General features: G+C 63.2%; 19 protein-coding genes. 7 read left to right on the forward strand and 12 right to left on the reverse strand.

What is annotated here, in order from left to right:
* Window positions 1-78 precede the first annotated feature (78 nt).
* From CUJ90_RS18545 to CUJ90_RS18560, 4 genes are all read left to right on the forward strand, one after another.
* Entirely contained in the window at window positions 79-924 is an 846-nt protein-coding gene (locus tag CUJ90_RS18545; RefSeq protein ID WP_167449681.1) for a M15 family metallopeptidase, read from the forward strand.
* A gap of 257 nt (window positions 925-1,181) precedes the next feature.
* Window positions 1,182-5,048, forward strand: a complete 3,867-nt coding sequence (tssM, locus tag CUJ90_RS18550) for a type VI secretion system membrane subunit TssM (protein ID WP_114163613.1) — start codon at window positions 1,182-1,184, stop codon at window positions 5,046-5,048.
* On the forward strand, window positions 5,045-6,037 hold the full coding sequence (gene tagF / locus CUJ90_RS18555) for a type VI secretion system-associated protein TagF (protein WP_114163614.1): 993 nt from the start codon (window positions 5,045-5,047) through the stop codon (window positions 6,035-6,037). Before tssM ends, tagF begins: the two co-directional genes overlap by 4 nt.
* 4 nt (window positions 6,038-6,041) lie before the next feature.
* Window positions 6,042-6,995: an OmpA family protein gene (locus tag CUJ90_RS18560; RefSeq protein ID WP_114163615.1), complete on the forward strand. Its 954-nt coding sequence runs from the start codon at window positions 6,042-6,044 to the stop codon at window positions 6,993-6,995.
* Between the two features lie 95 nt (window positions 6,996-7,090).
* Here CUJ90_RS18560 and tssA read toward each other — a convergent pair whose 3' ends face one another.
* The 9 genes from tssA to CUJ90_RS18605 all read right to left on the reverse strand — a co-directional run bounded on the left by tssA (window position 7,091) and on the right by CUJ90_RS18605 (window position 17,952).
* On the reverse strand, window positions 7,091-8,197 hold the full coding sequence (gene tssA, locus CUJ90_RS18565; RefSeq protein ID WP_083086227.1) for a type VI secretion system protein TssA: 1,107 nt from the start codon (window positions 8,195-8,197) through the stop codon (window positions 7,091-7,093).
* A gap of 72 nt (window positions 8,198-8,269) precedes the next feature.
* A complete protein-coding gene (gene tssH / locus CUJ90_RS18570) occupies window positions 8,270-10,945 on the reverse strand; it encodes a type VI secretion system ATPase TssH (RefSeq protein WP_114163616.1) in 2,676 nt (891 codons plus the stop codon).
* Between the two features lie 34 nt (window positions 10,946-10,979).
* On the reverse strand, window positions 10,980-12,074 hold the full coding sequence (gene tssG / locus CUJ90_RS18575; protein WP_114163617.1) for a type VI secretion system baseplate subunit TssG: 1,095 nt from the start codon (window positions 12,072-12,074) through the stop codon (window positions 10,980-10,982).
* Window positions 12,038-13,876, reverse strand: a complete 1,839-nt coding sequence (gene tssF / locus CUJ90_RS18580) for a type VI secretion system baseplate subunit TssF (protein ID WP_114163618.1) — start codon at window positions 13,874-13,876, stop codon at window positions 12,038-12,040. Before tssF ends, tssG begins: the two co-directional genes overlap by 37 nt.
* 154 nt (window positions 13,877-14,030) lie before the next feature.
* Entirely contained in the window at window positions 14,031-14,510 is a 480-nt protein-coding gene (gene tssE, locus CUJ90_RS18585) for a type VI secretion system baseplate subunit TssE (protein WP_114163619.1), read from the reverse strand.
* An 88-nt stretch (window positions 14,511-14,598) separates the two neighbouring features.
* Window positions 14,599-15,102 carry an Hcp family type VI secretion system effector gene (locus CUJ90_RS18590; protein WP_073430926.1) on the reverse strand — a complete coding sequence of 168 codons (504 nt, stop codon included), beginning with the start codon at window positions 15,100-15,102 and terminating at the stop codon, window positions 14,599-14,601.
* Window positions 15,103-15,174: 72 nt separating this feature from the next.
* Window positions 15,175-16,665, reverse strand: coding sequence for a type VI secretion system contractile sheath large subunit (gene tssC / locus CUJ90_RS18595; protein WP_073430925.1), 1,491 nt, complete (start codon window positions 16,663-16,665; stop codon window positions 15,175-15,177).
* A gap of 14 nt (window positions 16,666-16,679) precedes the next feature.
* Window positions 16,680-17,228, reverse strand: a complete 549-nt coding sequence (tssB, locus tag CUJ90_RS18600) for a type VI secretion system contractile sheath small subunit (protein WP_073430924.1) — start codon at window positions 17,226-17,228, stop codon at window positions 16,680-16,682.
* A gap of 37 nt (window positions 17,229-17,265) precedes the next feature.
* Window positions 17,266-17,952, reverse strand: coding sequence for a tetratricopeptide repeat protein (locus tag CUJ90_RS18605; protein WP_083086234.1), 687 nt, complete (start codon window positions 17,950-17,952; stop codon window positions 17,266-17,268).
* A 384-nt stretch (window positions 17,953-18,336) separates the two neighbouring features.
* Between CUJ90_RS18605 and tssJ the strand changes: the two genes are divergently transcribed.
* From tssJ to icmH, 3 genes are all read left to right on the forward strand, one after another.
* A complete protein-coding gene (gene tssJ / locus CUJ90_RS18610) occupies window positions 18,337-18,963 on the forward strand; it encodes a type VI secretion system lipoprotein TssJ (protein WP_073430945.1) in 627 nt (208 codons plus the stop codon).
* 109 nt (window positions 18,964-19,072) lie between these two features.
* On the forward strand, window positions 19,073-20,419 hold the full coding sequence (tssK, locus tag CUJ90_RS18615; protein WP_073430922.1) for a type VI secretion system baseplate subunit TssK: 1,347 nt from the start codon (window positions 19,073-19,075) through the stop codon (window positions 20,417-20,419).
* Window positions 20,416-21,195 carry a type IVB secretion system protein IcmH/DotU gene (icmH, locus tag CUJ90_RS18620; protein WP_073430921.1) on the forward strand — a complete coding sequence of 260 codons (780 nt, stop codon included), beginning with the start codon at window positions 20,416-20,418 and terminating at the stop codon, window positions 21,193-21,195. Before tssK ends, icmH begins: the two co-directional genes overlap by 4 nt.
* A 101-nt stretch (window positions 21,196-21,296) precedes the next feature.
* Here the strand turns inward: icmH and zwf are convergent, their stop codons facing one another.
* From zwf to CUJ90_RS18635, 3 genes are all read right to left on the reverse strand, one after another.
* Entirely contained in the window at window positions 21,297-22,778 is a 1,482-nt protein-coding gene (gene zwf / locus CUJ90_RS18625) for a glucose-6-phosphate dehydrogenase (RefSeq protein WP_073430920.1), read from the reverse strand.
* Between the two features lie 227 nt (window positions 22,779-23,005).
* Entirely contained in the window at window positions 23,006-23,941 is a 936-nt protein-coding gene (gene lhpI, locus CUJ90_RS18630; protein WP_114163621.1) for a bifunctional Delta(1)-pyrroline-2-carboxylate/Delta(1)-piperideine-2-carboxylate reductase, read from the reverse strand.
* A gap of 90 nt (window positions 23,942-24,031) precedes the next feature.
* On the reverse strand, window positions 24,032-25,138 hold the full coding sequence (locus CUJ90_RS18635; protein ID WP_073430944.1) for a potassium channel family protein: 1,107 nt from the start codon (window positions 25,136-25,138) through the stop codon (window positions 24,032-24,034).
* Between the last annotated feature and the right edge of the window lie 76 nt (window positions 25,139-25,214).

Consider the following 25,214-nt stretch of genomic DNA (forward strand, 5'->3'; position numbering starts at 1 on the left):
CCGGCTCGTCTTCGAGCAGGCCTGATTCTAAGAGCAAGCATTACAAAATACAATTGTTTCCAATTTCCGGGGTCGCCTTTGATTGCCGTAGTACTTCTCGCCTATTTCGCCGTTGCCGTCGTAATCGCCGCAATGCTGCTATTGCCGCCGGTGCGTGCCTATTTATTAGGCGCGGCACTCGCTATTCATGGCCGCGTTATGCGCGGGGCATCGCGTCGCGCAACGCGCGCTCGTGGTCAATTAGTACGCTCGGCAAAAATTTCGCAATCGACCGTAGTCGATATGCAAAACTTACTGGCAAAGCGGCGCTTGCTGATTTTTACCACCGCGGGTATTCTTGCGACGCCGCCATTGGTGGCATTGGCATTACGCGGCCGGCAATTATTCCAATTCGATGACACCGCACGGGTTCCGGACGAGAAAATTGCTGCGTTATTGAACGGCGAACAGCTCGTGCCCCCGCCGCCGCTGCCTCCCGAGGTATTCGCAACGCGGGAAGTCGAGCAGATTCGGCCCGCGCTAAAAGACGCGAGCCGCGACTGGAATTTGCTCGATGCCGATTTCAGAACGCGTTTATTGCTCGTTTACAAAATCATGCACGAGCAGTACGGGTACGAAATGGCTTTGCTGGAAGGTTATCGCAGTCCGGAGCGGCAAAACCGGCTCGCGCAAATGGGGGGCAACGTCACCAATGCCGCAGCATTCCAGAGCTATCACCAATACGGCCTTGCCGCGGACAACGCGTTTTTGCGCGAAGGCAAGCTCGTCATTTCAGAAAAAGATCCCTGGGCCATGCGCGGCTATCAGTTATACGGACAGACGGCCGAACAGGTCGGGCTGACATGGGGCGGCCGCTGGAAATTGATGGATCTCGGGCACGTCGAATATCACAAACCGGGCTTCGTCCTCGGGCGTGGTCATTAAGGCGAAGCAGGTAATAAAGAAGGTTAAAAGGGTTGACAATGGGGCGTTCAATCAATTTCTCTGGCGAAGAGCGGCAATTCCGCGAGCATATCGGCATTGGGCCATCCGTGATCGGCAGCGGTCAGTGTCGATTTGACAATTCAGCCTTTTTCGCTGTCACCTGAAAATGCTTTCGCTTTATTTCAAATGCCATACGCGCGCCGCGCTGCCTGCCACACCACGCGCCACAACACATCTCATCAAGACCTGAACGGCCTATGCGACGCATTCTCAACGTGTTGACCCACACACGCACGCTCTCGATCATCGGCTTGCTCGCGCTCGCTGCTGTTTTATTCATCGGCGCGGATACCTTGCAGATCGACCCGATGTGGCCTGCGATCGCACTCGGCGCGATCGTCGCGCTGTGGCTGCTGGTGTGGGCGGTGCGCCGCCTGCGCGCGCGCCGCGCGAACAACAAGCTCGGCGAAATGCTCGAACAGCAGGCCGAGAAGCAGGCGGAAAGCGGCCCCGCGCCCACGCCCGCGCGCCAGGCCGAACTCGACGTGCTGCGCACGCGCCTCGTCGACGCGGTCAAGACCATCAAGACCTCGAAGATCGGTCAGGTTTCGGGCGGCTCGGCGCTGTACGAGTTGCCGTGGTACATCGTGATCGGCAATCCCGCCGCGGGCAAGAGCAGCGCGGTGCTGAACTCCGGCTTGCAGTTCCCGTTCGCCGACAAGAACAACGCGGTCATCCACGGCATTGGCGGCACGCGCAATTGCGACTGGTTCTTCACGACCGAAGGCATTCTGCTCGACACCGCCGGCCGCTATTCGGTGCACGAGGAAGACCGCACGGAGTGGCTCGGCTTTCTCGGCCTGCTCAAACGCTTCCGGCCGAAGGCGCCGATCAACGGCATCATCGTCACGGCCAGCATTGCCGAACTGACCAGCAGCAAGCCCGAGTTCGCGATCAACCTCGCGAAGAACCTGCGCCAGCGCGTGCAGGAGTTGACCGAGAAGCTCGAAGTGTTCGCGCCGGTGTACGTGATGTTCACCAAGGCCGATCTGATTACCGGCTTCACCGAGTTTTTCAGCGGCAGCGACCGCCATGAATACGACCGCGTGTGGGGCGCCACCCTGCCCTACGAGCCGGATGAGAAGCGCGACGTGGTCGGCCTGTTCGACGACCACTTCGAAGAACTGTACGACGGCCTGAAAGAGATCAGCGTCGCGCAGATGTCGATCAATCGCGGCAACAAGCTCTCGCCGGGACAGTTGAGTTTCCCGCTCGAATTCTCGACTATCAAGCCCGCGTTGCGCGCGTTTCTCGCCACGCTGTTCGAAACGAACCCGTTCCAGTACAAGCCGATTTTCCGGGGCTTCTATTTCACCAGCGCGTTGCAGGAAGGCGAAACCAATAGCGCCGCCGCCACGCGCATCGCCAACCGCTTCGGCCTCTCCGCCGAGAGCCTGCCCAAGCCGCACAGCGCGTTCTCGAAGAACGGCTTCTTCCTGCGCGACCTGTTCTCCAAAGTGATCTTCGCCGACCGGCAGACGGTCAGGCAATTCGCCAGCCCCGCGAAAACGCGCATGCGCTATGCGACGTTCTTCGGCTTCGTCGCGGTGCTCGCGTTGGCGCTCGGCGGCTGGACATGGTCGACGATCGGCAATCAGCAACTCGCCGACAACGTCAAGGCCGACCTCGACAACGTCGTGCGTTTGCAGCAGAACCGCAACGACCTGCAATCGCGCCTGCAGGCCATGGACATTCTGGAAGACCGCATCGACCAGCTCGAACAGTTCCGCCGCGACAAGCCGCTGGCCGTTTCGCTCGGGCTGTATCAGGGCGATCGGCTCGAACAGCATCTGCTCACCGAGTATTACAACGGCGTGCGCCAGATCCTGCTCGCGCCGGTCTCACAGAATCTCGCGTCGTTCCTGAAGGACGTCAACGCGCATCCCGATCAGCTCGCGCCGCTGAACCGCACGCCCGATGCCGCCGCGATTCCGGTGTCCGCGCACACGGCGATGGCGACCAACAGCCAGGGCGGACTCTATAGCGATGCGTCGCCGACCAACGTCGAGGACGCCTACAACGCGCTCAAGACCTACCTGATGCTGAGCGACAAGCGCCACGCGGAAACGGCTCACCTGACCGACCAGGTGGCGCGCTTCTGGCGCGGCTGGCTCGAAACGAATCGCGGCAACATGCCTCGCGACGAGATGATCCGCAGCGCCGAGCGCATGATCACGTTCTACCTGTCGCGCGTGTCGGACAACGACTGGCCGATGATCGACCAGAACCTCGGCCTCGTCGATCAAACGCGCGAGAACCTGCGCCGCGTGGTGCGCGGCATGCCGGCCCGTCAGCGCGTCTACGAGGAAATCAAGGCGCGCGCGTCGACCCGTTTCGCGCCGATGACGATCGCGCGCATCGTCGGCGAGAACAACACCGGGCTGGTGGCGGGCAGCTATGCGATCCCCGGCACCTTCACGCGTGAGGCGTGGTTCCAGTACGTGCAGCCCGCGATTCGCGACGCCGCCACCAAGGAATTGCAGGCGAAGGACTGGGTGCTCAACACTTCCGCGCACGACGATCTGACGTTGGAAGGCAGCCCCGAGCAGATCCAGAAAGCACTGGTCACGATGTACAAGACCGAGTACGCGATGCACTGGCAGAAGTTCATGCAGGGCATTGCCGTGCAGAGCTTCGGCAGCTTCGGCCAGGCCGTGGATGCGATGAACCGCCTGGGCGATCCGCAGGACTCGCCGATCCGCAAGGTGCTGCAAACCGCCTACGACCAAACCTCGTGGGACAACCCGTCGCTCTTCAATGCGAATCTGAAGCGCGCGCAAAGCGGCGTCACGAGTTGGGTCAAGCAATGGTTCTCGCGCGCGCCGACCGGCCAGTTGAACGCGAACATCGACATCAACGGCAATCCGGTCGAAATGCCGATGGGTCCGATCGGCCAGGAGTTCTCGGCACTCGGCCGTATCGTGGTGAGCGGCGACAACGGCTCGATGCTCAAGGGCTACATGGATACGCTCTCGAAGGTCCGCACGCGCTTTAACGTCATCAAGAATCAGGGCGATCCGGGACCGGGCGCGCGTCAGTTGATGCAGCAGACGCTCGACGGCAACGGCTCCGAGCTGGCCGATTCGCTGAAGTACGTCGACGAGCAGATGCTCACGGGCCTCACCGATTCGCAACGCAAGGCGCTGCGCCCGCTGCTGGTGCGTCCGCTGATAGCCGCGTATTCGGTGGTGATCCAGCCGGCCAGCGTCGAAGTCAACAAGGTGTGGAATGCGCAGGTCTATCAGACCTTCCAGGGATCGCTCGCGAACAAGTACCCGTTCGCGGGCGATGCGAAGGTCGAGGCCGGCGCCGGCGAGATCGCCCAGGTGTTCGGACCGGACGGCGCGATCGCCAAGTTCGTCGGCACCACGCTCGGACCGCTCGCGGTGCGCCGCGGCGATACCCTCACCGCTCGCACGTGGGGCGACATGGGTCTCGCGCTCACGCCCGACTTCACCAACGGCTTCGCGCGCTGGGTGGCGCCGCTCGCCGGCGGCGCGGCCTCGACCGGCCAAAGCTCGTCCGAACCGCAGACCGTGTTCCAGATCCTGCCGCAGCCGAGCAGCGGCACCACGGAATACACGCTCGCGATCGACGGTCAGCAGATGCGCTACCGCAACACGCCGCCGCAGTGGACCAACTTCGTGTGGCCGAATCCGTCGGGTTCGCCAGGCGCGACGCTTAGCGCCACCACGTTCGACGGCCGCACGCTGCAACTCGTCAACGAGCCGGGCCGCTACGGTCTGGAGAAGCTGATCAACTCGGCGCAGCGCAAGCGTCGTCCGGACGGCACCTTCGATCTGTCGTGGACGCAAGGCAACGTGACGGTGGCGGTCAGCATGCGCATCATCAGCACGTCGCAGGCATCGAGCGGCGGCGATGCGCCGCAGCAACAGAGCCTGCGCGGCTTGCGGCTGCCGTCCTCGGTGGCGGACGTGGGCTCCGCAGCCAACCCGGTCAATGCAACGGCAGCGGGCGGCGCGCCCGCAACCGCGCCGGCTTCGCCGACGGCTCGGCCGGCCACGGCCGCCGCCGCGGTTTCGAACACAGGGGGTGCGCAATGACGCAAACCGTGCAGGCGCAGATCGCCTACTTCGGCAAGATTCCGTCGCGCGGCGACTTTGTCAAAAGCGCGCATAACCCGCAATTGCTGGCCACGCTCGACCGCTGGATCGCCGAGGCCATGGAATTGCTGAGCGACGATCCGCGCTGGAAGATCGTCTACGAAAACGCCAAGCCCATGCACTTCGCGTTCCTCGGTTCGCGCAGCAAGCTGGCGATTGCCGGGCACATGGTGGCGAGTCACGACCAGTCGTCGCGGCGCTTTCCGTTTCTGGCCGCGACCGCGCTGGAAGTCGAAAAGCCGCTGACCTTCCTCGCGCACAGTCCGCTCGCGTTCGCGCGGCTGTGGTCGCGGGTCGCCTCGCAGATGAAGCCGCTGCTCGGCGCGAGCGAGCCGCCCGGCGCGTTGCAGGCGCTCGGGGAAACGCAGGTGGCGATCGAAATCGGCGGCGGTCCCGACAATCCGCACGACGGTACCTTCAACGATTTCGTCGAGCACCAGACGCTCGCCGGCCTCGAACAGATGCTGCTCGCGAGCGGTCATCCGGTGCGCTTGCGCGGCGCGATGCTGGCGCTCGGCTCGCTGCTGCGTCCGGTCATGCAAAGCGGCTCGTCGCATCTCGAACGCGGGCTCACGTTGCCGTTGCCGAACGATCCGTTTTATCGCAGTCTCGTCGCCGCATTCTGGCTCGAACTGATCGCGCCGTTCGTCTCGCAGGCGGATTTCGAACTGGCGATTTTCATCGGCACGATCGCCGAGCGCGAGCGGCTCATCATCGGCTTTAACGGCGCCTCGGCCAAAACGCTGCACAGCGTGGTCGATCCGCAGGCGTATGCGGCACACAACATCGATATCGACGATCCCGAGTGGATCGACGAACACGCACAGAACGATCATGGCATCAGCAAGCTCGTCAGTTACCTCGACCAACCGCAACTGTCGCTGCGCGTCAGCATCGACACGTTCCGCGAAGCATTCACGGGAGCGTGACACGATGCTGATTAAACACACTCGCATGGCCGCGCTGCTCACGGGTCTCATGATCGGCGGTCTCGCCCATGCCGACAATGACGGCCCGGCGCGCGTCACGCCGGTCGACAACAGCGGCGTGTCGATTCGCACCACGGTCCTGCCGGCGTCGTCGGCGGCTGCCGGAACTGCCGGCCCCGCCGTGAACACAGCCGGGCTCGCCAGCGGCACGACCGGTGCGGGCACCGGCGCGGTCACCGCCGCCCCGCCGCCCGCCAATGCAGCGCCCGGCCAGGTGGTGGTGGGCGGCAAGGTGCCGGATGAAGCAACCAAGTCCGCCGTGCTGACCAAGCTGCGCGACACGTATGGCACGGCGAACGTGGTCGATCAGATCGAGGTGGCGGACGTGGCGACGCCGCCGAACTGGTCCGCCAACGTGCAAAAACTAATTGGCCCGCAGTTGAAGCAGATCAGCAAGGGGCAATTGAAGATCGACGGCACGCAGATCGACGTGAAGGGCGAAGTGCACAACGAATCGCAGCGGCAGCAGCTCGCGAGCGACATGGCGAATGCGCTGAATCCAACCTATACGATCAAGAACGGCTTGCGCGTGAGCGCGTCCGAACAAGGTCTGCTCGATCAGACGCTCGCGAACCGCACGATCGAATTCGAAACCGGCAGCGCGACGCTCACGCCGCAAGGCCGCGCCATTCTCGATCAGATGGCCGCGGTGCTGTTGAAAATGACCACGAAAATGGTGGCGATCATCGGCCACACCGACAACTCGGGCAACCGCACGTCGAACATCGCGCTGAGCCAGGCGCGCGCGGATGCGGTGAAGGGTTATCTGGTCGCCAAGGGCTTGCCGCCGCAGCAAATGACCACAACCGGCGTCGGCCCGGACCAACCGATTGCATCGAACGATACGAGCGATGGGCGCGCACGCAACCGGCGCATCGAGTTTCGCGCGGGGTCGTGAGTCGTTGCTTGCGCGCCTCCGCGCCGCCGCGCATGAAAAAAGCCTGGCTTCCTTGAAAATCGAAGCCAGGCTTTTTTGTTTCCCTTGTTGATGCTTTAGCTTTTCTCGTCGGGCTTCACGCCCAGCAGCTCGCGAATATGGGCGAGCGATCCGTCGTCTTTCACCACCGTCGAGAGCCATTGATGCAAGGGCATGTCCGCGCACTCGGCGGCCTTCTCGGCGAAATAGGCGGCCGGATTGTGCGGCTCGGTGCCGCGAAAGAATTTCGCCACCGCGCGCAACTGCGCAACCGCTTGCGCACGGCTCTGGATTCCTGCAATCGACGTGGTCGGCATGGTCGTCAACACGGGTTCCTCGCGTTGCGCGGCGGTCTTGAAGGTGGGCTCGGCGCGTTCGAGCTCGTTGGGCGTGGAGGCTTTCGGCGTAGGCGCCGCTTCCACGCCCACGCCCAGGTCGCGGGCGAAGCGTTCGGCCAGACGGTAGACGCTTTCATACGCGTCCTTCACCTGGCGAAAGCTCGGCGCGGAATCGGCGGCACGGCGATCGAGCTCCTGTTCGAGCGCGAGCATCGCCGCTTCGAACGCTTTGAGGTCGACCAGCAGCGTCGAATAAAACGCCGGCGGCGTGCTGCGCTTCGATGCCTCGATCTGCTCGATCGAAGGCTTGCCGCGCGCGATGTCGTCGGCGTGATCCGGATCGCGCTTGACGGCTTGCGCGACATGCGTGGCCACGTCCCAGTCGATCGTGCTATACGAGTTGCCTTGCGACGACGTGAGCGGCATCGCGCGCAGCAGATCGCCGGTGCGGCCCACCAGCCACGCGACGTTGCCGAGACGGTACTCGGTGTCGTCGCCTTCCGGCAGCGGATGCACGTGGTCCCAGTACTTTTCGCACAGCCCCGTCAGCAACGCATAGCCTTGCGTGAGACCGGTGACGCCTTCCTCGATGGCAAGCGCTTCCGTGAGCCATACGGCGAGCCGCAAATCCTTGGTCTGCGTTTGCAGCAGACTGCTCGATCGTTCGACCACGAACGGCCAGTCCGCCTCCTTGATGTCCGTGACCCATTCGCCCTGATCCAGCGACGGGTCCTCGAAACGGCGCGCGTGCTGGATCGCGTCGAAGTCGGCGGAGAAAAGCAGATCGTCGCCGCAGGGCGAGGTTTCGCTGATCGGAGCCAGCAGCGTAGTCAGATTAGTCGGCATGGCAGAAAGCGATAAGTATCCGGTACGGCGTTAAAACAGATCGACTGGCGAACGACGCGTCGACGCGCCGCCTCACACAACCACGTATTCGAATTCGCCCGCTTCGCTCGCGCGCACCGAAATACGTTCGAGCGCGGCGCCGTTCGCGATGCGCTCCAGCACCTGCTGCGCGACTTCGGGCAACAGCGTGCCGTTCAGAATGTGATCGACGTTGCGCGCGCCGGAATCCACCTCGGTGCAACGCGCGAGCACCGCGTCGACCAGCGACTCGTCCCACTCGAACACCGCCTTATGGTTCGACTCGATGCGGCGGCGAATCCGCTCCAGCTTCAGCTCGATGATTTCCGCGAGCACGTCATCGGAAATCGGATAGTACGGCACCACTTTCATGCGGCCGAGAAACGCCGGCTTGAATGCCTTGTAGAGCTGCGGGCGCAACGCTTCCGCGAGTTCGTCGGCGCTCGGCAGTTCTTCGGCGCTCCTGTTCAGGCACGCCTGCATCACCGCTTGCGAGCCGACATTCGAGGTCAGAATGATCAACGTATTGCGGAAGTCGATCTCGCGGCCCTCGGCGTCGTCCATCGTGCCCTTGTCGAACACCTGGAAGAACATTTCGAGCACGTCGGGATGCGCCTTTTCGACTTCGTCGAGCAGCACGACCGAGTACGGATTGCGCCGCACCGCTTCGGTCAGCACGCCGCCCTCGCCGTAGCCGACGTAGCCCGGCGGCGAGCCTTTCAGGCCCGATACGCTGTGCGCTTCCTGATACTCGCTCATGTTGATCGTGACCATCTTGCGTTCGCCGCCGTACAGCACGTCGGCAAGCGCGAGCGCGGTTTCGGTCTTGCCGACCCCCGATGGCCCGACGAACATGAACACACCGCGCGGCTTGTTCGGGTCTTCGAGATTCGCGCTCGCGGTGCGCACGCGTTGCGCGATCGCATCGAGCGCATGGTCCTGGCCGATCACGCGCGCGCTCAATAGCGGTTGCAGGTTCAGCACGGTCTGGATTTCGTCCTTGACCATGCGCCCGAGCGGGATGCCGGTCCACGACGCGACGATTTCAGCGACCACGTGGCCGTCGACCTGCAACGGCACCATCGGCTGACCGCCTTGCAACGCGTGCAATTCGGCCACGCGCGTGGCGAGCGTTTCGCGCGCCTGCTGCGCTTTTTCGGCTTGCGCGGCAGCGGCGCTGCTCACACGCGCCGCGTCGATTTCCGCGCGCAGGCCGACGATCTCCGTGACGAGCGCGCGCTCCTTGTCGTAGCGCGCTTCGTCTTCGGCGAGATCCTTGAGGTCTTGTTCCCGTTCGCTGCCCAGTTCCGCGAGCCGCTCGTCGTGCAGCGCGCCGCTCGCCACTTCGCGCTCCAGCGCGGCGATTTCAGCGTCGATACGTTCGAGGCGCTTTTTCGTGTCGTCGATCGCAGCCGGAGTCGAGCTATGCGCCAGCGCGACTTTCGCGCAGGCGGTGTCGAGCACGCTGATCGCCTTATCCGGCAGTTGCCGGCCGCTGATGTAGCGATGCGACAGGCGCACCGCTTCCGTGATCGCGTCGTCGAGCACGCGGACGTTGAAGTGTTTTTCCATCAACGCCGCCATGCCGCGCAGCATCGAGGCGGCGAGCGTTTCGCCCGGCTCCTCGATCTTCACGACCTGGAAACGCCGCGCCAATGCCGCGTCTTTCTCGAAGTACTTCTTGTACTCGCTCCACGTGGTCGCCGCTATGGTGCGCAATTCGCCGCGCGCCAACGCGGGCTTCAGCAGGTTCGCCGCATCGTTCTGCCCGGCCTGGCCGCCGGCGCCGATGATCGTGTGCGCTTCGTCGATGAACAGAATGATCGGATGCGGGCTCTTCTTCACTTCGTCGATCACGTTCTTCAGGCGGTTTTCGAATTCGCCTTTCACGCTCGCGCCCGCTTGCAGCAGCCCCATGTCGAGTACGTGCAGCGCCACGCCTTTCAGCGGCGCCGGCACGTCGTCCGCGGCGATGCGCAGCGCGAGACCCTCGACCACCGCCGTTTTGCCGACGCCCGCCTCGCCCGTCATGATCGGATTGTTTTGCCGACGGCGCATCAGAATGTCGATGGTCTGGCGAATCTCGCCTTCGCGGCCGATCACCGGATCGATCTTGCCGTCACGCGCGCGCTGCATGAGGTTGCTGGTGTACGTATCGAGCGCGGGTGTTTTGGACGGCGCGCCGGGCAAGCTGTCGGCCGCCGCCGTATCGCTCGTGCTTTCGTCTTCGTTCTGCGCCGCATTGCTGCGCTCGACTTCGCGCGATCCCGCGGTCAATTCATCGAACTTGTGCTTGAGATCGGTCACTCGCACATCGCGCAGCAATGGCGACATGCGCTCGGCGAACTGCGCGAGATCCGGCGCCGTCAGCAACGCGAGCAGCAAATGCCCGGAACGGATCCGCCCGATCTGCGAATCGAGCGACGCAATCAACCACGCCTGTTCGAGCAATTCGATCAGATGCTTCGAAAACACCGGCGTGCGCGTATTGCCGGTCTTCAGGCGCTGCAATTCGCGCTCCAGATCGGCACGCAATGCATGAGCATCGACCCGGCACGCGCGCAGCACGAGCGCGACGTCGCTCGCGGGTTCATCCAGCAGCGCGAGCAACAGATGCTCAAGGTCCACTTCGTAATGACCGCGCGCGAGACAGTTGTTCGCCGCCAGCAATGCCGCCTGCCGGCAGGTCGGATTCAGTTTGGCGATCAGGGTATTGAGGGACGTGCTCATGTCGTGCGATCCGGTCCAGGTTCTATCGTTATGGTCAGTGAATCACGTGCAATTCGTAGCGTGCATCCGCGCGGTCGCAGTCGGCTTCCCGGGTGCACAGGAACGCGTCCCAGCCGAGGCGCGCGCCGTTGCTCAGAATGCTCGGCCCCACTTCCTCGCGGCGCAACACCAGCGAGACTTCGTATTCGAGCGTGACGCCGGCAAGCAGCGTCAGCATGCGCTCCAGCGCCACGGCGCGGTCGGCGCCGGGCAAGAATGCTTCGTAGTCGGCCTTGCCGAGCGGTCCTATCACGAGCCGCGCGCGCATGTCGCGCTGCCAGACCCGTTCGCCCGCCAGCGCCGTGGCGCCGAGCGTCGCATTGATGCTGCCGAGCACGGTCAATTGATCGCGCGGCACGTCGTACCATTTGCCGACGAACTGCTCGACGCGCACCGGCACCTGGAAGTACTCCGACAGCGTGCGTTGCAAGTAGGCCGCCGACACCGGCCGATGCCGCGCGGCCAGTGCATAACCGGCGATCGCTTCGTCGAACAGCGCGCCTTCGCCTTCTTGCAGACTGTTGCGCGTGTCGTCGTCCGCGACGCCGGCCAATGCCAGCAATAGCGGCAGATAGCGCTCGTCGCGGTCGAGCTCGTAATGAAACGGCAGGCGGTATTTCTTCCACGCCGCGTAGAATAGCGCCGTCGCGCGATTCGAAAACACGTCGAAGAATTCGCGCGCGGCGCGGTCGCGCCTGATCTGCTCGCGCGCGATGATCTGTTCGGTGTAATGCAGCGGCAATGCGCCCTGCCCGCCGAGCAAACCGAAAAATGCCGGCGTGATGTCGACCTTGTCGAGCGAACCGGCTTCGAGCGCCGCGCTGCGTTGCGGCTTCTCTTTGAGCGCCGCGCCTTCATTGTCGTAAGACTGCGCGCCGTGGATCTCGCTGGGCGGAAACGACATCGACAGCGAATTGCGAAAAGCGATTCGCCGCGCGACGACTTCGCCGGGACGCCCGCGATGTGACGGCGTTTGCTGCGCGAACCACTTCTCGAGAATCCGCACCGCCTGAAAAAATTCGAAGCGATGCGGTTCGTCGAGAAGTTGCTCGACTACGCCAGGATCGATTCGCCGCTGCGCGGTTTGCATCGCAGAATCTCCTCGCCGGTGCGCTTCGACACGACGACCAGTTGCACAAAGCTGTTCAGATGCACGTACAGCCCAAAAAACGTGTCGATCACTCGCACGAACGATGCGAGACTCGTGCCGACGAAATGCTCCTCGTCGATCGTCAGGCGAATCTCGATGCCGCGCACGAACGTTGCGAACGGTTTGCCCGGCAGCCATTGCACGGCCGCGCGCTGCTCGATGCCGACGAGCCCGTCGATATGCCGCGCCGACACCGCCGTGCGCCGCAAATCGTAGAGCACCAGCATTTCCTTGAGCGCCGACAGCCCGCTATTGGCGAGCGACACATGATTCAACGCCAGATGCGAAATCAGCCGCCAATGCACCGCGCGACCGCGTTCGAAACGCACGCTCGGCGTGGGCCTGCGCAGCATCGTGATGCTGCCGGTCAACGAACCGCCTTCGAGAAACAGATCGCCGCCTTCGAGACCCACGGCGAGCCCGGCGGGCAAGTCGCGATTGGTGCAGGTCAGGTCGATGCTGAGCGTGTCGGTTTGCGGCGCGGCCGGTTCGAAGTCGATATCGACGATCGAGATCTCGGTCTCGTAGCCTGGGCTTTTCTGCGCGACCCAATCGTTGCGCCGCGCGAACCAGTAGTGCCCCGCACGCGCCGCTTCGCCGTGATGCAACGAATAGAACGGCCGGAATTCGATCACCGATTCTTCATGCGCCTGCTGCCGGACCAGTTTCACCGAGTCGATCGAATAGACCTCGTAGGCGAAGGCGCGGCGCGCCTCGGCAATCACCGGATATGAAATCGCCTGGTGACTGACGCGGATCGGCTCGCCGTGCTGCTCGAACAGATTCACCACCGGCGTGCAGAACAGCCGGAAATGATGCGACGAGAGCGAATCGAGCAGGCGCGCCATGTGCGAATCGCTGCGCACTTCCTTCAGCACGACATGCAGCGTGAGGCGCTGGCAGCGGCCGCTCGCGCGCGTCATTGCCGCGAGGTCGAAGTCGGCGAAGTTGAATTTTTCGGGGAACGCAAAGTACTCGGTCAGCAGCCGATAGGCCGGATGCGATTTGGCCGGATAGTCGATGAGCGAGTCGTCCTCGTCGAACCCCGCTTGCACCACTGGCGATGTGCGCAATTGCGTCCACGCGCCACGCCGGTCGGGCTCGACATAGGTAGCCATCGCGTTGACGAACAGGCAGTCCGCCAGCGCCGCGATAAAGGATTGCTCGCCGTGCAGGTGCGCGCGCAGCGTGCCGACTTTCGGCGCGGACAGATCGAGTTGCGCGGCGGTCGACTCGAACGTGATCGACACGATGGCCGTCGCGTTGCCGGGCAACACGGTGGCGCTCGGCGCCATCGCCACCGACGTGTACTTCGCCTCCGAAATGCGGACCGGCGCGAGCGTCACGTCGTAGGCGGTCCGAAAACGGCATTGCACGCCGCGAATCGGCCGCGACTTGAGTTCCGTGCCCCGCTCGACGAGCACCGGTTCGGTCAGGTGGCTGAGCGCCGCGGACGTACCCAACTGCGCGATCGAGCACGACGGAAAGGGCCGCAGATAGTGCGGATACAGCACTTCCAGCAGCGCTTCGGTGAATTCGGGGTAGTCGTCGTCGAGCTTCTTGTTGATGCGCGCGCCCAGCAGCGCGAACGATTCGATCATCCGCTCGACGTGCGGATCTTCGCAATGCTCGCCGGACATCGCGAGACGCGCGGCGATCTTCGGATAGCGCTCGGCGAAGTCGCGCGAATAGCGCCGCAGAAATGACAGTTCGCGCTCGTAATACGGCAGCAATTCTTCCATCGATCTATCCCCGGACCTGAACCCTCTCCGCCTGATCTGGCGCCGCCGTTGCGCGTAACGGCGGTGAGAGCGGTAATAAAAGCGCGGTACTAAAAGCGCGGTGCTAAAAATGCGGTGCTAAAAGTACTTCAACGCAGCGATTAAAAAACCGCTGCTACAGCTTCGCGCGTGCGCGCGTCACCGAGTATTGCAACGTGGAAGGCTGCAACAGCGCGTCAAAGCTCACCGGTTCTTCCGCCGGATGCACGACCAGCAGCGCCTGAATCGCGAAGTTCAGCGCATTGGTCGATTGTTCGTTCAGTTCGAGCGTGACCGCGACCTGCTGTAGACGCGGCTCATGCCGCGCGATCGCCTGTTGAATCGATTTGCAGATGAACGTGCGGTCGTAATGGCTCGCGAGGCTCAAGCCCGCGAAATCGTTCAAGCCATACGAGAGCACCGAGCGCTGACATTCCGGCAACGCCGCGAGTTCGTGCTCGGTTAGCGCGATCCGCGTATTCAGGATCGCCTCGACGTCGCGCGCGACCGTGCTCTTCAATTCCTCCAACGACAATTGCCGCATCGCCGGGGAAGCCGGCAGATGCGGTTCGTCGTCGAACAGCTTGTCGAGAAAGCTGGGTTCGAAGCGTTTCATCAGAGATCGAAGAAGCGGAGCGCTGCCTGACGCGCGCGGCGTGCGTCACCTCGTGCAAGGCGTTGCGCGCGCCGCGTGCGTCCTTGCATCAGACCGCGTACGTCTTGTCGTTCTTCGTCAGGCTCCACGCGCCTTGCGCATTGCCGCCCTGGTTGCCGCCGATTTTCTGCTGCGTGTACTTCCATTGCACCGCGGCGTACTTCAGCGAGAACTGCTCGCTCGGCAGACCTTCGCCCACCACGCTCGGCGTCACGCTCGAGATGATCACGTACTTCAGCTTCACTTCCAGGTACTTGATGCGGTTGCCTTCGCCGTCCGAACGCATGAAGTCGATCGTCACTTCGTCGAACGTCGTGCCGCCCGATGCGTGTTGATAGATCAGCGGGCTGACCACGTCGATGTCTTTCGTGAACTGCATGTCGGCGTGCTCGCACCGCTCGGACGTGTGACCGCCCGCCGTCGAGGCCGTTGCCGAACGCGGTTGCGTGATCGCGTGGCTCCATGAATCGATTTCGATCCAGCCAGCGTGATCTTTATCGGCGGACTCGCCTTTGATCGCCGGATTGCCGAATTTTAAATAAATATCCTTCATGACTCATCGACTCCCCAAAGAGGTGGTTTTAACAGCCAACCCGTGCGGCCCGCACGGGTTTTTTGACTTCGTTTATGAATTTGCCGGTTTCGGCAGGTCAGCGACAAGACGCAAGGAAATCGACAGTTCGTCCAGTTGAAAGTGCGGACGCAGGAACGCGACCGAACGATACGCGCCGGGCTTGCCGGGAATCTCCGAGACCTGTATCGACGCCTCGCGCAGCGGAAACTGCGCCTTCTGCTCCTGCGTCGCGTTGTCGTCGAGCAGCACGTACTGCGAGATCCAACGGTTCAGGAATACCTCGACGTTCTGCGCGGACGCAAAACTGCCGATCTTGTCGCGCATCATCGCCTTCAGGTAGTGCGCGACGCGCGATACCGAGAAGATGTATTGCAGTTGCGCGGACAGCACGGCGTTGGCATTCGCGCTATCGGTGCTGTATTTCTTGGGCTTCTGCACCGATTGCGCGGCGAAGAACGCGGCGTAATCCGAGTTCTTGCAATGCACGAGCGGAATGAAACCGAGGTCGCTCAGTTCCTTTTCGCGGCGATCGGTAATCGCGATTTCGGTCGGGCATTTCAGCGCGACTTCGCCGTCGTCGGTCTTGAAGGTGTGAGTGGGCAGATCTTCCACCAGCCCGCCGCCTTCCACCCCGCGAATCGCCGCGCACCAGCCGAAGTCGTCGAACGCGGCCGTCAGGCGTGCGGCGAACGCCCACGCTGCGTTACACCACAGGTATTTGCTGTGATCGGTGCCGTCCACGTCTTCGACGAAGTTGAAGCCCTCCGCCGTCGCGCCGTCTTTCGGATTGAACGGCAGGCGGCCGAGAAAGCGCGGCAACGTCAGGCCGACGTAGCGCGAATCTTCGGCGTCGCGGAACGACTTCCACTTGGCGTATTCGACCGTGTCGAACACCTTGCCGAGATCGCGCGGCTTGCCGAGATCGGCGAAGCTTTCGAGGCCCAGCAATTCGGGCGACGCCGACGCGATGAACGGCGCATGCGCGGCCGCCGCGACGTGCGACATCTGCTCGATGAAGTACACGTCTTCCGGCTGACGCGTCACTTCGAAGTCGCCGATGATCGTGCCGAACGGCGCGCCGCCGAAGGTGCCGAATTCTTCTTCGTAGATCTTCTTGAAGAGCGCGCTCTGGTCGAATTCGATCGCGGTCTTGAAGTCGCGCACCAGATCGCGCTTGGGCGCGTGCAGCGCCTTGATCTTGACCGTTGCGCCGGTATTGCTTTCCTTGCACAGATAGTCGAGACCGCGCCACGTGCTTTCCATGCGCTGGAATTGCGGCGCGTGCATCACCGCGCTCAGTTGCGCGGAGATCAGGCGGTCGAGTTCCGCGACGCGCGCGTCGATCGTGGCCGACAGGTTGTCGGACACGACCACCGTGCCGTCGAGCACCTGATGCACGAGTTCGCCGATCAGGTCTTTCGCGCGCGCATGCTCGGACTCGGACTTCGCCACGCGGCTTTTCTCGACGATTTCGTCGAGCAGCGTGGATTCCGTGCCGCCTTGCGCGGTGGCGAGTTGGGCTGCTGCCGTTTGCTGGTTCATCTCACACCCCGTGCTTATTCGCCCTGCTTGTCGTGATCCGGCGCGCCGGCATGCTGATCCGCCGCGTTGCCCTGGTCTTTCGCCAGGGTTTGCAACTGCTGCGTGTTGTTGAGCACTTCGCTCAGCAGGTCTTCGAGTTTGTCGTTGCCGGCCAGTTTGTTGCGCAGGTCGGCGAGCTTCGAGCGCGCTTCGAGCAACTGCCGCAGCGGTTCGATTTGCGCGACCACTTCGTCGGGATTGAAATCGGCCATCGACTTGAAACGCAGGTCGACGGCGAACTTCCCGCCCGCTTCGCTCAGGCGATTCTCCACCTGGAACGCGGCGCGCGGCTCGATCGCCTTCATCACGTCGTCGAAATTATCGCGGTCGATGTTGACGAACTTGCGGTCGCGCAGCTTCGGCTGCTCGACTTCGGACTGCCCCGCCAGATCGGCGACCACGCCGACGACGAACGGCAGTTCCTTCACCTCGATCGCATCGCCGAGTTCGACCTCATACGTCAGTTGAACGCGGGGCGGCCGCACTTTTTGCAAGCGTTTCTGGATACTTTCTTTCTTCGCCATCGTCGGCTCCCGGATGCTGATGGATCAGGCGTGTGGATCAGCGCAGCGCGCTGAACGGATCGGACGCGCCGCCGCTTTGAGCGGCTTTGGCGGGGGCCGCGGGCGCGGCCGGCGCGACAGGCGCGGGCGCCGCCGCGGGCGTTGCGGCCGGAGCCGCCGTGCTGGTGGTCACATCCGGCGTATCGCCGGACTTGGCCTTCGCGACATGACGAACCACGCGGCGCTTCTTCGCCGGCTTGTCGCTCGGGTCGGGCGGGAACAGCGTGGCTTCGCCGAGCGTGTCGCGCAACTGCCTGGCGAGCGCTTGCGCATCCGACTTGGCGTCGCCCGCGAGCGACGCGTCCTGACGCAACTCGCCGAGCGATTGCGTGGCGACGCGCAGACCGGCTACCGCCAGAACGCTCTTCGCTTGACGATCGGTCTGGTCGCGTTGCAAGGCTTCTTGCGCGGCGACGATAGCCTGACCGTAATGCGCCTGCGCGAACTGGATCTGCGCAATGCGCGACCACGGTTCTTCACGCGTTGGATCGGATTTGGCGAGTTGCTGATAAAGCGCGATGGCGCGGTCCTGATCACCGCCCTTTGCAACGGTATCCGCATCCGCGAGTTGCTTATTAAAAGCCTCCGGTGTGGTCGCCACGTTGTTGCCCTGTGTCGCGCAACCGGCCATCACGCCGCATGCCAACACAACCCCAGATAGTTTTACTAACAGACGCTCATTCATCGTTTTTCACCGACGTGCGAATTTTTTATTTCAAGGAGAAACCGGAGTTTTGCTTTGCTTCAAGTGCGCGGGTATAGTACAGGCCAATTTTCGATAATTCAACTTTCGTTTGAAGAAGGATTGCACAAAAAAAATGCACCGGGATGTTTTTAACAATGCAGGCAGAAATTGTTTCCTGGTGCAATAGAGGCAATGCAAAGAGCGGAAAAAATTTCCGTCATGGGAAAGAAAGGCAAGTGCGGCAATGAGTTAGCGGCGGTAAGCGTCGCAACTTCCATGCGGCTCGCATAAAGCGGCATTAGGCGGCATTACGGTGCTGAAAATTTGCCGGATCGATTTCGTTATTGTGTTTTGACGGGGGCGGCGTCGAGCCGGTCGATGTATATGAATTCGCGCTTTGTTCGCCATGCATCGCTATTGATTACACACGTTGCCGCATGCGCGCTTCTGGGGGGCTGCGCGGCCGGCGTGACGGTGCTCGGAGCCGCCGCCAACGCGGCTTTGCAGGCAAGCGGGCTCGGCAAGCCGGAGTTGCCGGACGCGCAAAAACCGCCGCGCAATGTCGGCCTCACGTTATATGCCGCGCCCAATCTGAATGCCGCCAATGATAGGCGTCCATTCGCGCTGGTGGTTCGACTTTACACATTGAAAGATCCCACTTCATTCCAGCAGGCGCCATTCGACGCCTTTACCGACCCAACAAAAGAAAAGACCGCGCTCGGCGGCGATTTGCTGGGCGTGCGCGAAGTGACGCTGATCCCGGGCCAACGTTATGTCGTCACCGAAAAAGTCTCGCGTGAAGCGCAGGCATTCGGTATCGTCGCCCTATTTCGCGATCCGGCGCTGCAGCGTTGGAAATTCGCCTTCGACCCGGCGAAGTCGGAGAAATCCGGCATAATGATTGGCCTGCATAACTGCGCAATGACAGTCACCAACGGCACTGTGATCCCACCTGAACAGGGATTGCCCGCGCAGCCGCTGAATATGCTTTCTTCGGTGAGTTGCGGATAAAAGATGTCGGAAATACGGCATTTAACAGTTCTTAGAGAATTAACCCTGCGGCGCCCGAATCGGTTATCTCCGGGCGCGCCACACGCTGAACGCATATAACAGGTTTGAGATGAGTTATTCCGCAAAAGTGCTCTGGGGGGAAGGCCTGTTTCTGAGGCCGCAGCATTTTCAGCGTCAGGACGCGTATCACGAGGCGCGCCTGTTCGAATCGATCCAGGCGATCCAGCCATACAACTGGGGCGTGCGCTCGGCGCGCTTCGACCGCGACGCGCTCGGCAGCAACGTGTTGCGCGTGAGCGAACTGTCGCTGGTCTTTCCGGACGGCGCGCTCTACTCCGCACCGCAAGCCGACGACCTGCCGCCGCCGATCGCGCTGGATACATTGCCCGACGGCATCAACGAATTCATTTTTTATCTCGCGCTGCATCCGCTGCGCGAGACCGGCGCGAACTATTCGCAAGACAGCAACGCGGGTTTCGTGTCGCGTTACGTCAGCGAGCAAACGCCGGTGGCCGATCATTTCACCGACGCCGCCGAAGCCGACATCACCTTCCTGAAAACCAGCGTCAAACTCATCGCGCATAGCGAGCCGCGCGATCAACTGCTCTCCGTGCCGCTCGTGCGCGTGCGCCGCACCGCCACCTCGGGCTTCGAAATCGACGACACCTTCGTGCCGCCCTGCCTCGCCATCGACGCTTCGCCGATCCTGCATCAGCGGCTGCGTCAACTGATCGACGCGTTGCAGGCCAAGGTGAATGCGTTGTACGGCTTTCATCGCGAGCCGACCAAGAACATCATCGAGTTCCGTTCCGGCGACATCGCCTCGTTCTGGCTGCTGCACACGGCGAGCGCGGCGTTCGCGTCGCTCGCGCATCTGTATCAGCATTCGGCGCTGCATCCCGAGCGTCTGTTCCAGGAGTTGCTGCGCCTGGCCGGCCAGTTGATGACGTTTTCGAAAGGTTATGCGCTGTCCGACTTGCCGGCTTACCGGCATGACGATCCGGGTCCCGGCTTCGCGCGGCTCGATACGATCCTGCGCGATCTGCTGGAAACGGTGATCTCCACGCGCTACTTCGCGATCGCGCTCGAGGAAGTGCGCCCGTCGTTCCATTCCGGTCGCCTCGACTCCGGCAAGATCGACGACAAGACCATGTTCTACATCGCCGTCTCCGCGGACCTGCCGACCGCGGAACTCGTGGAGGCGGTGCCCGCGCGCTTCAAGGTCGGCGCGCCGGACGACGTCGACAAGCTGGTGCTCTCGGCCATGCCGGGCGTGCGGCTCGTCTACACGCCGCAAGTGCCGCCCGCGATTCCGGTGCGGCCGGGCGCGTGCTACTTCTCCTTCGAATCGCGCGGCGCATTGTATGACCGCATGTTGCAGGCTCAATCGGCAATGATCTATGCGCCGTCGGGCATCAACGATCTTCAACTCGAACTGATCGCCGTCACATCATGAGCTACGCGCCCTCACTGTTTGGCGGCAGCACGCCTGCCGCGACGCCCGCCCCCGCCGCCGAGCCGACCTATCAGGTGCGCTCGCTGCTCGATCTGCTGTACGACGGCTTCTTCATGCTATTCCTGTTGAAGAACGGCCGCGAGCCCGGCGAGGCGCATGAATTCAGCCAGCGTATCCAGCAGTTTCTCGGCGACTTCGAACGCGGCGCGAAGAAGCTCAACGCATCGGCGGAAGACGTCTACGCGTCGAAGTTTGCGTTCTGCGCCGCCATCGACGAAGCGGTGCTGTCGTCCACGTTCAGGATTCGTACCGAGTGGGAGCGCCGGCCGCTGCAACTGGTGCTGTTCGGCGAGCAACTGGCGGGCGAGAAGTTCTTCCAGTATCTCGAGGAATGCCGCGCGCAAGGCGCGGCGCGGCTGCAATCGCTCGAGGTGTTTCACATGTGCCTGTTGCTCGGCTTTCAGGGCAAGTATCTGCTGGAAGGGCCGGAGAAGCTCGCGTATCTGACCGCGCGCATCGGCGACGAAATCGCGCATTTGAAAGGCAAGCGCGCGCCGTTCGCGCCGCATTGGCCGCTGCCCGATCAGGTCGCGCACCGCCTGAAGCGCGAGGTGCCGCTGTGGTCGATCGGCGCGGTGTTCGCGCTGGTTGGACTGCTGGCTTATCTCGGCCTGAATACGTATCTGCGCGATCAGACGTTGCGCACGCTCGCGCCGTATTCGCAGGTCGTCAAGCTCGGCCCGCAATCGGCTACCTTGACGATCTCGTTGCCGTAACGACGCTGGAACGACGCCGGCGAAATAACGCTGGCCGGTCACAGCAAAAAGGGCGGCCCGCTCGATGCGGGCCGCCCTTTTTTATTGCGCCAGCGAACCGCTTATTGCGACTCTTCCGCCCACACCGCGTTTTCCCGCGCCATCAGCGCAGTGGATGCCGCCGGCCCGAACGTCCCCGCCGTATAACCGCGCGGCCGCTCGCCCGACTTGCTCCAGCCTGCCAGGATCGGCTCGGCCCACGCCCAGGCGGCTTCCAGTTCGTCGCGGCGCATGAAATGCGTGAGGCGCCCGCGAATCACGTCGATCAGGAGACGCTCGTACGCTTCGGCGCGGCGCTCGGTGAAAGCCTGCTGCAAATCCAGGTTCAGATTCACCGGCAGCATGTGCATGCCGCTGCCCGGCTCCTTCGCGAGCATCTGCAACTGGATCGACTCTTCCGGCTGCAACTGGATCACGAGACGGTTGCCGTAGTTGCGCCCGCCGCTCGGAATGATCGAGAACGGCAACTCGGAGAACTCGATGACGATCTCCGACACCTTCTTCTGCATCCGCTTGCCGGTGCGCAGGAAAAACGGCACGTTGGCCCAGCGCCAGTTGTTGATATGCGCGCGCAACGCGACGAAGGTTTCGGCGCGGCTGCCGGCCGGCACGTTCTCTTCCTCCAGATAGCCCTTCACCGCCTCGCCGTCCACCGCGCCCGCGGTGTATTGGCCACGCACGGTATCGCGAGCGATGTCCTCGGGGGTCATGGGCCGCAGCGAGCGCAGCACCTTGAGCTTTTCGTCGCGCACCGCATCGGGGTCGAGCGACACCGGCGGCTCCATCGCGACGATGCACAGCAATTGCAGCAAGTGGTTCTGCACCATGTCGCGCAACGCGCCGGTCTTGTCGTAGAAGCCCGCGCGGCTGCCCACGCCGACCGTTTCCGCGACCGTGATCTGCACGCGCTTGATATACGGCGCCTGCCACAGCGGCCCGAAAATCGGATTGCCGAAGCGCAGCACCATCAGGTTCTGGACGGTTTCCTTGCCGAGGTAGTGATCGATCCGGTAGATCTGCGCTTCGCTGAAGTGCTTGCCGACCGCCGTGTTGATCTCCTGCGCCGACGCGAGATCGTGGCCGAGCGGCTTTTCGAGCACGACGCGCGAATGCTCGTCGACGAGACCGGCGGCCGAGAGGTTGTCGCAGATGTTCGTGAACAGATCCGGCGAGGTCGCGAGATAGAACACGCGCCGCACGCCGGGGCGCGATGCTTCGCTCAGGCGTGTGTAGTCTTCGATCGAGTCGACGTCCATGCGCACGTACTCGAACAGCGCCATGAATTTGTCCCAGGCGGCGGCATCGAACGCCTTCTTTTCGATGAAGGGCTTCGCCTTCAGCTCCATGAATTCGTTGATGTACTCCTCGCGCGACCAGGGCTTGCGGCCGATCGTGAGAATGCGGGTATCCGTCGGCAGATTGCAGTGCAGATGCGCCATGTAAAGCGCCGGCAGCAGCTTGCGGAACGACAGGTCGCCCGTGCCGCCGAAGATGATCATGTCGAGCGGCAGGTCGGGAGTGGCTGAAGCGTGTTGGGTCGTCATAGCGCGAATCGCAGCGTCGTGATGGAGAAGGCGTCGGTCAAGGGGCAGAAAAAGCGAAGCACGAGCGCCGGGGACCGGCACTTTTTTCTGGCAAACGCCTATGGTGCAACGTTTTGAGATTGTTTGCACGGCAACATCTGCCGCAGCTTGGCGCAATATGCCAACCGGCGCTGTTAAACCCCTGTTTTTGAGGCGCTTTCAAATGTGCGGCGTCGCGGCCGTGAGCGTCAAGCGCCGGACAAAGCCTCGCGCGCCACGCGGCAGGCCGCCAGATCCCACGCCGCGCAACCGACGCTTTTGAACACGACCGGCTTCTCCCCTGGCAGCGACGCCGGGTTTTCCACCACGGCGGCAATCCCGCCGACTTTCGCCCAGTCGACGCCGGCCTGAATCAAGTCGCCGGCTTCGTGCCTCGCGCCTGCCAGGTCGTCGACGAAAAGCGCGCTGCCGGCAATGGTGCGCGCGCCGATCTCGACCATGGCCGGCGTGAATGCGCCGACGCCGATCACGAGCCGCCCGGCCCGCGCCGCTTCGTCGTAGACAGCCTGCTTGCTGGTGGTGAGCGCGATCAGCACGTCGATCGAAGCGGGGATCGTCGCGTCAGGCTCGATGAGCGGCTTCAGTTCGTGTGCCTTGCCGCGATGCGCGGCGCAAAACGCCTCGGCGCGCGCGGGCGCACTGCCCTTCACCCATACGCGCGCGCCGGGAAACAGTTCACCGATCGCTTCCAGATGGTTGAGCGCCTGCGTGCCGGTGCCGATCAGCAGGAACTCGCGCGGCGCGGCCGCGGCGAAAGTCTCGACGCCGAGCATCGACATCGCAGCGGTCCGGCGTCCGGTCACGGTCGGACCGTCGAGGATGAAAAGGGTCTCGCCGGTATCGGCGTCGAACGCCATCACCTGGCCGTGGATCGTCGGCAAGCCGCGCGGCCCATTGCTCGCGCATACGTTGACCAGCTTGTGAATGGCGAGATCGGGCGCGGTGGCCGGCATCGACAGCATGACGCCGCCTTCGTTGAGCGGCACGACGAGCCGCTCGGGACTCGCGATGCGCTGCCGTGCATAGTCGATGCTCGCGCGCTTCAACGCATCGACGAGCGTCGCGTAGGGAATCAGCCGGGCGGTCGCGGCGGCGTCGAAAATCTGCGTGGTCGAACGGGTCATGAGCGGGACGGTTCCGATTCTTGTGAAGGTTGAGTTCGATTGCGACGCGCACGACGACGCATTGTTCTTCATGCGTCCTCGCGCACGGCGCTAGGCAACGGGCGTGCCGCTCGTCTGACGCGCGGACTGGATCAGCATCAGCAGATCGCCGGTCTCGATCGGACACGGCTCGTCATCGTAAAACGACAGAATGCGCCCGGCGCGCACGAGGCCGACCACCACCGCGCCCGGCAGCGCGTTGCTCCAGCGGCCCACTTCCTCTGCCGACGCCTCGCGCTCGATCAGGTTCACCCGGCCGCGCGCCGACAACAGGTCGTTGATGAAAGGCACGATGTAGTCGCTGTCCACGGCGTCGGCGAGCAGCAGCCCGCCGATCCGCGTCGACGAAACGATCACGTTGGCGCCGGCCTGGCGCAACTGGCGCTGGTAGGTCTGCTCGCGGATACGCACGACGATCTTGGTTTGCGGCGCGACGCTGCGCACGGTCAGCGTGAGCAGGATCGCGGTGGCGTCGTCGGCCACGGCGATGATCACGGCTTTCGCGATGCGCACTTGCGCCTGCTGCAACAGGTCCTCGCGCGACGGATCGCCGAGCAGGCCGGCGACGCCCAGCGAGGCGGCCGCTTCGAGCGCCGCCTGCTGCGGATCGATCACGACGATCGACGTCGCGGCGAAGCCGCTTTCGAGCAACTCGCGCACCGCGACCGAGCCGCTCAAACCATAGCCGCATATGACGACGTGATCGCGCAGCTGTTTTTGCAGGCGTTTCATGCGGAATTCCTCGATGACGCGTTGAATGACGAACTGATAGGCGGTGCCGAGAAACACGAACCAGATGATGATGCGGATCGGCACGATGAAAAAGGCGTCGATGAGACGCGCGCGGGCGGTGACCGGCACGATGTCGCCGTAACCGACGGTGGCGACGGTCACCATCGTGAAGTACATCAGATCGACGATGCCGAGCACCTTGCGATTGGCGTCGCGCAGGCCGTCGCGGTCGAGATAGAGCACGACGAAAGCGAGCACGCAGAGCGCCGCCACCAGACCGATGCGTTGCAGCAGCACACGTTGCGGCGACGCCGCCGGCCGCGTGAACAAGATGCGGGCGCGCGGCGCCTGCCAGGCCGAGCGAGCGCGGCGCGGCAGACGAAAGCGCGGCGCACGCGGTTTCGATTTGAGCTGCGGGTGTGGCACGTCGGGCACGCGGCGGCTCCGGGAGTCGGGAAACAAGCGATTCTACGACGCCCGGCGCGCCGTTGGCCCGGATCGC

Origin of the sequence: Paraburkholderia terricola (genome assembly GCF_003330825.1) — a bacterium.
Taxonomy (GTDB): Bacteria; Pseudomonadota; Gammaproteobacteria; order Burkholderiales; family Burkholderiaceae; genus Paraburkholderia; species Paraburkholderia terricola.